Below are 5,895 nucleotides of genomic sequence, written 5' to 3' on the forward strand. Positions count from 1 at the left end.
CGTCCTGCTCGTTGACGTTTTTGGGTACCGTCTTCGAGTAATTGTTTTTCCCATTGAGGTATAAATACTTTGCAAAAATCGTCGACATCGCAAAACAATTCAACTAATTTAATCATGCCTGTTCCTTGTTTATCCAATCGTTCTTGGTCGAAAGATCGGATCTCGGAACAGGCATTTAGTTCAATTTTCTTAAACGAGATTCAGGTTATTTATTATTTGGCTCAACGCGTTGGATATAATTTTTCTTCTGACGGTAGAACAATAAAAAAATATAAAGTAAACGGTTTTGTTGATGTTAATAGTATTATGGACACACCATTACTCATGCTGCTACCAAGGATTGTTTTCAACTTGGAGCCTAGCGTAGATGTTAAAGATTTTACACTTTTTGAGAGTGAATTTTTTTGTTCAGGTGAAAAAGGTCAAAAAACGAGAACGTTATTTTCAAATACCGTTGAAAGAATATCATTGATAACAAAAGAGCTATTATTCGAACTTGCTGACAGTAAAATTATAGTACTGCCATTTAGTTTTAAAAAAGAAAGCTTGCTTCATGATGTCGTTAGTTATTTGCCAGATTGTAAATTGAAATCCGACTTGATGGGAGCAAAATTGTTAGAAACGAAAGACAAACAGCAAAAGCGTTCATTGAAGGATTTTTGTTCGTCTTTATATCTATCTTCAACTTGTCAATCAATGGCCGATTTTCCTGAGTCATTAGCTAGGGACGTTTCTGAAACAATGAGAGGGAAGTATAGGGACAATGATTATAATACTTCTAAACACCTTCCTTATAAAATTTTAAGAGAGCTTTTTGACGAGCTTGAGACTGATTCGAGTTGGATTGAACAAGACGGTTTTAAGAAATTTGATCGTTCTTATCTTAGCGCGACGAGTATGAGGCGGATTTTAAATAGCGGAAATGAAAGAAAGTCATTAAATTTAGGATGGGCAAAAGGATTAATTCCAGATTCATTATTCGATGAAATTAGCACTTATACTGCATCTAACTGTAACAAAAAGACAATTAATCGTATTAATCATTTTGTCGATTGGTATATATCTCTTTCTGATGAGTACAAAAGTGAGATCAGTAGAATAGTTGATTTTAATGTCATTATGTTCAAAGACCCCTTGTTTAAATTTTCAGATAAAACGTTTTATGATTATTTGAATGCAGTTGAAGCTGGAGATGGAACTGTTCGAAACATTTGGTCAACAGTTCATCAGATGTTTGAGCATGTCACTAATGCCAGTCGATTATCAGATAATAAAGCTTATACAAACCCATTTCCTGAATCCAAAAAGGTTTTCCCTGCAACCCCTGTTAATAGCCAAACTACTAGAGCCGCTATGCCATCTGTTATTCATAAGATGGCTTTGGATATTTTAAAGAAAGATGACTATCAATTTGCAAAGGATAATTTACCTAGAAGTACTTTATCATTGCTAAATAAAGAAACGGGCATTCGAGATAGTGTTTTTGCATATAACATCCCTTACATTCTTCATATTTTATTAATTCTCCCTTTGAGGCTCCATCAAGTGAGATGGTTGGATGAAGGATTGTTGGACAAACTAATTTGGGATATTACTTCGGGAGCGTTTATTAAAAATACTCATCCATTGGCAGGGTTTAGATATCCTGATGGTGAAACACATACAAAAAAATATACCCAAACGGGTGTGTTTTCTTCAGAACAGGCGCAAGGAAATGAGAGTTTAAATTTATATATCAACACAAATAAAACCAAAGGGTATTCACTACAAAAGAAGGGATATACCGGATATACAATTCCTTGGCCATATGATTGCTATATTGAAGATGTAGTTGATGTTTACAACATACTTGAAAAACAAAGGGTATTTAATAATACCTACTCTCCATTGGATATTGAGCCTGTCAAAGTTATTGATGAAGATTCGGGTAAGTATGATCCTAAGATTTGGGTAAATCTCCCATATTTCACGCCACTCTTTAGAGATTTATCAATGCCTAGGGTTTCTGATGCAGATACCAGTCGAACTAACTTATATCTGCCTACTAAGGCTGATAATGTCAGAACGTTATTCAAATTATTAATGAAGGAAGCTGAAAAACAGTATAAAGAAACTTATCCGCAATATGCTGATCACATTGTCGTTTTTGATGAAGGTGAAAATTGTTTATTTGATGTTCATACGCTTAGAGTATTTGGAATAACTGATTTACTAGATCGGGGTCTTGATAAAGAGATTGTTAAGATTTTGGTTGGGCATAACACTTCGATTATGACGTTGTATTACCATAAACGAACAGAAGCGATGTACCGAAAACTACTGTTAGAAAGCAAGAAGAAAGCCGGAGTTGCTACAGAGAATGAGTTGCTTTATTTAGAATTTGGATTACGAGATGGAGAGACTTTAATAGATCTTTTTAGTTTAGTTCCTGAATGGCAAAGTGAGAAATTTCCGCGTCCTGACATGACAAAAGGCGGAAAGCCAAAAGTAATGAAAGGGGGTGTCTGTGATAGTTTTGATTGTGAAACTGGTGGAATAAATATTAAGTACACTCGTCAAATGGAAGTATTTGAAATTTCATCCGTTGAAGGTGGTTCGCTTCGGTGTGGTAACTGTAGATATTGGAAAACAGGCCCCAGGTTTCTTCTTGAGCAAATATATTATTTGAATGAAGTTGCAAGTGAGGTTGAGGAATTAGTTAGCCAACGCATTGATTTTTTAACTAAGTCACAAGAGGCTTTCAATCATTCAGACTATCAAAGAGCTGAAATAATTTCAGAAAAATTTTCACAAAAGGCTGATGAAGTTACAGCCCTTTTGGCTCATCGGGTTCAAGAACTAAAAAGACGGGATTTAATGTTGAGGAAAACTATCGAAGTAGCCAAGTTAGACTCAAAAAATAAGCAACTGCCGATTGAGTTTGGCACAATAACCGATCCTAATGATTTAAAGTGGGAATCAATGGGGGTATTTGATGCTGCTATGGAAAGAACAACTCAAGCAGCCGTTCTAGGGATTATTGGAGAGGAAAGTACAATATCAATGATACAATTAGAAAAGTTTTGCACTAAGTTTGCATCGTTATCTAAAAACACTAACCCTTTGCTATTTGTGCCCAATGATGAAGTTAAACGGGCGGCAATATTGTATAAATTGTCAAGCATAACAAAAGAGCTTGGTCGCTCATTTGATGATGATGAATTTGATGATCCAAGAGTCCTATTATCAAATTTAGGAGAAGAAAAGTTCATGCAACTAGGACAATCATTGACTTCTCTTGAAGCTGATTTATTAAAAATAGAGGAGAAGAAATAATGGACTTTTTATTTGCAGACAGTGAAGCAGAAAAAATGATCGAAGAGGCTAAAGATAAAAGGTTAAAGAAAGGTTTAACAAATGTATCTAAAGCCTGTCGAGCCTTGCTCCTCAATAATAAGAAGCTTACTTATGAAGAAATTGGAGACTATTGTGTTGAAAATTTCAAGACGCCAGGAAAAGGTGCATTTGGCAATGGTAGCGACAGCAGTAAAAAATATAAAGAGCTAATAGGCTTTTACAAATCTTTGATTAAAGTTGATCGCAAAGATGATGAGGATGAGCTTTCAGAATTGCCGATAGGAGTGAAGGCGTATATCAGCCAATTAGAACAACGAAATAATCTATTAGAGAAAGTGCAAAAAGAAATTGATGGTAAATCGCTAAGGACAGAAGTTGTATCGTTGACCGATACGATAAAATCACATGGTTTTGAATCTGATCATGCTAATACGGTTGTAGCGCAAGGGGTATTGACTACTGAACAGAAGAAATCCTTAAGAGTTTTGTTATTTGATTTACCGGAATATGCTAGCGAAGAGCTTGAAATTCAGGGGGATGATGAAATGGTTCGTTTGGTTTCTAAATCTACGGGAGTTATATTGCTAAACCCTCGTCAGTACAACGGCCTGAAGGATTTATTAAAGTAGTTAGGTACTATTGCTCTGGCCTTTTTTGAATTAATAAATCCCTTGAGACAGGCTCAATAAATCTCTATTTCTGAGCCTGTTAATTTGACAAGGGACTTGTATGTCAATTGGTGTATTTAGCTCAACTACTGGGGTCTGTTGGGGTTGTAGCCGATAATGAATCCAAAGCCCACTTGAGATCGATATATTCCGACACACTTGTCTTCAGTTTGTACAGTAAGTCTGTAAAGCAATTTACTGTCTTTTTTGGAAAAACTAATCAAAACGTTATTAGTAACAGAGTATCAATTTTATTGGTTACCTTGAAAGCTATGTTTTTATTAATTAAACAGAGACAAATAATATTTTCGAATATTTGTTTTTTAGTATAGATTTCAATCTGTTAGTTGTGTAAAAATGATTGTCAGGAGTTAATTGATAGGAGATGGCATAAAAAATAATATTAAGGTAACAAAATGAGCGTAAATTGTTTTTATAAAAGTGAATTAAAAGAAGAGTTGAAAAAAGAGCTACTTAGCAATAAGAATTTTAGCAATAAAGATCGGGAAATCCTGCACTTTATGTTATTTGAAATACTAAAAGAGTACGAGTTTTCAAAAATTTTAATTAAGCAAAATGTAAGTGTTGCTGGTGACGAAGGCATCGAATATTTATATTTTATTGACGGTCAGTACTTACCATTTCAACAAAGAAAAGATTTCGCAAGGTATGTTTTCAACAAATCTAAATTTGCGACAGATTTAAAAATGTCTTATCAATATCACAATCACTATGGCGAAGTTCTTATTAAATTTCTAGAAGCTGCGACAGCAGCATTAGTTGATTATGCTATTTCAGGTGTATTTAAAGATATAGTAAGTAATGGAGGGCTATTTGTTACGGCTCCAATGGAAAAGGCTTAATGTGCTTCAATCCTCCTAATTATGGATGCTGCTCGTATTAAAGTTCGTCTAATCGAGAAAAATTTTCTAGCCATGATATGTATTACCTTGATGAATAATATCAATGCAGTAAAAACTGTTTATCATATTACTTAAAGTGGAATTTAGTGTAATAATAGACATGGCTTTGTATGTTTAATCTTGTGAAGTCAGGCCGTATCAAAGAGGCCAGTTCCCACGATTGATGAACGAAATGGATATACTTTGAATAGATAGTAAATTCGCGTAGCGAATGTGTACCAATAAAATTTACTCGACAAAAAGAGCGTGGGCTTTTTGTTGCGTATTTTTGTATTGGTGAAAACATGTTGCTTAATAATGAAGACTTGCTTAACAATGTTAAAAGGCAAGCCAAAAGGCTTTCGAAAAAATTATCTATTCCGCTTGGCCAAAGCCAAGAAATGTTGTCCTATGTTGTTTATGGCTGTGATAGTTATGGACAGTTAATTTCATTGCTGAAGTCTGACTCCTTTGAAAATAAAAATTTGATATTAGCGGCTTTACACCCTAAAGCAGAAGACTTCCTTCTGAAATTTCTCAATACTGATATGAATAATATTTTGTCTCGTTTTAATGAAAGGGTTGAAAAAATAAAAATAAACGAAAATAGCGTTGTTGAAATTTTCGGTATTGAACCAACTGATTTTAAAAGTAAAATAAAATAAAATCCTTTTAAATTATACAGATATGTATAATTCTGTTCTGTTTACAATCGTTTTACTCTCATATTGTAGTGGTACAGTGATTTTGGCCACCCATTAAGAAAGAAATGTTATGCTAATAAGCATACAAATTTGGGTGAAAAAATGACGAAATTAAAACGCGCAACGTATTCTGCGGCAATCAAATTAGAAACAGCTCAGCTTGTAGTTGACCAAAGTTATACTCAAGAAGAAGCAGCCAAAGCGATGGGGGTGGGTAAATCAACCGTCAGTAAGTGGGTTACTCAATTAAAGCAAGAGCGGAGTGGCCAGACACCATCTGCTTCA

Annotated in this window: 5 protein-coding genes and 1 pseudogene; 5 read left to right on the plus strand and 1 reads right to left on the minus strand. The window is 34.4% G+C overall.

The window, feature by feature from the left end:
• Window positions 1-116: pseudogene (locus tag P20311_RS18950) on the minus strand (IS982 family transposase); the annotation flags it as partial.
• A gap of 100 nt (window positions 117-216) precedes the next feature.
• Here P20311_RS18950 and P20311_RS11930 point away from each other — a divergent pair.
• From P20311_RS11930 to P20311_RS11950, 5 genes are all read left to right on the plus strand, one after another.
• Window positions 217-3,315, plus strand: coding sequence for a VPA1269 family protein (locus P20311_RS11930; RefSeq protein ID WP_158307807.1), 3,099 nt, complete (start codon window positions 217-219; stop codon window positions 3,313-3,315).
• Window positions 3,315-3,965, plus strand: a complete 651-nt coding sequence (locus P20311_RS11935; protein ID WP_008113107.1) for a hypothetical protein — start codon at window positions 3,315-3,317, stop codon at window positions 3,963-3,965. The genes P20311_RS11930 and P20311_RS11935 overlap by 1 nt, the downstream gene beginning before the upstream one ends.
• A gap of 455 nt (window positions 3,966-4,420) precedes the next feature.
• Window positions 4,421-4,867, plus strand: coding sequence for a hypothetical protein (locus tag P20311_RS11940; RefSeq protein ID WP_008113109.1), 447 nt, complete (start codon window positions 4,421-4,423; stop codon window positions 4,865-4,867).
• A gap of 344 nt (window positions 4,868-5,211) precedes the next feature.
• Entirely contained in the window at window positions 5,212-5,571 is a 360-nt protein-coding gene (locus P20311_RS11945; protein WP_008113112.1) for a hypothetical protein, read from the plus strand.
• Between the two features lie 141 nt (window positions 5,572-5,712).
• A partial coding sequence (locus P20311_RS11950) for a transposase (protein ID WP_036985134.1) occupies window positions 5,713-5,895 on the plus strand: 183 nt, incomplete at its 3' end.

The organism is Pseudoalteromonas sp. BSi20311, from assembly GCF_000239875.1.
GTDB lineage: Bacteria > Pseudomonadota > Gammaproteobacteria > Enterobacterales > Alteromonadaceae > Pseudoalteromonas.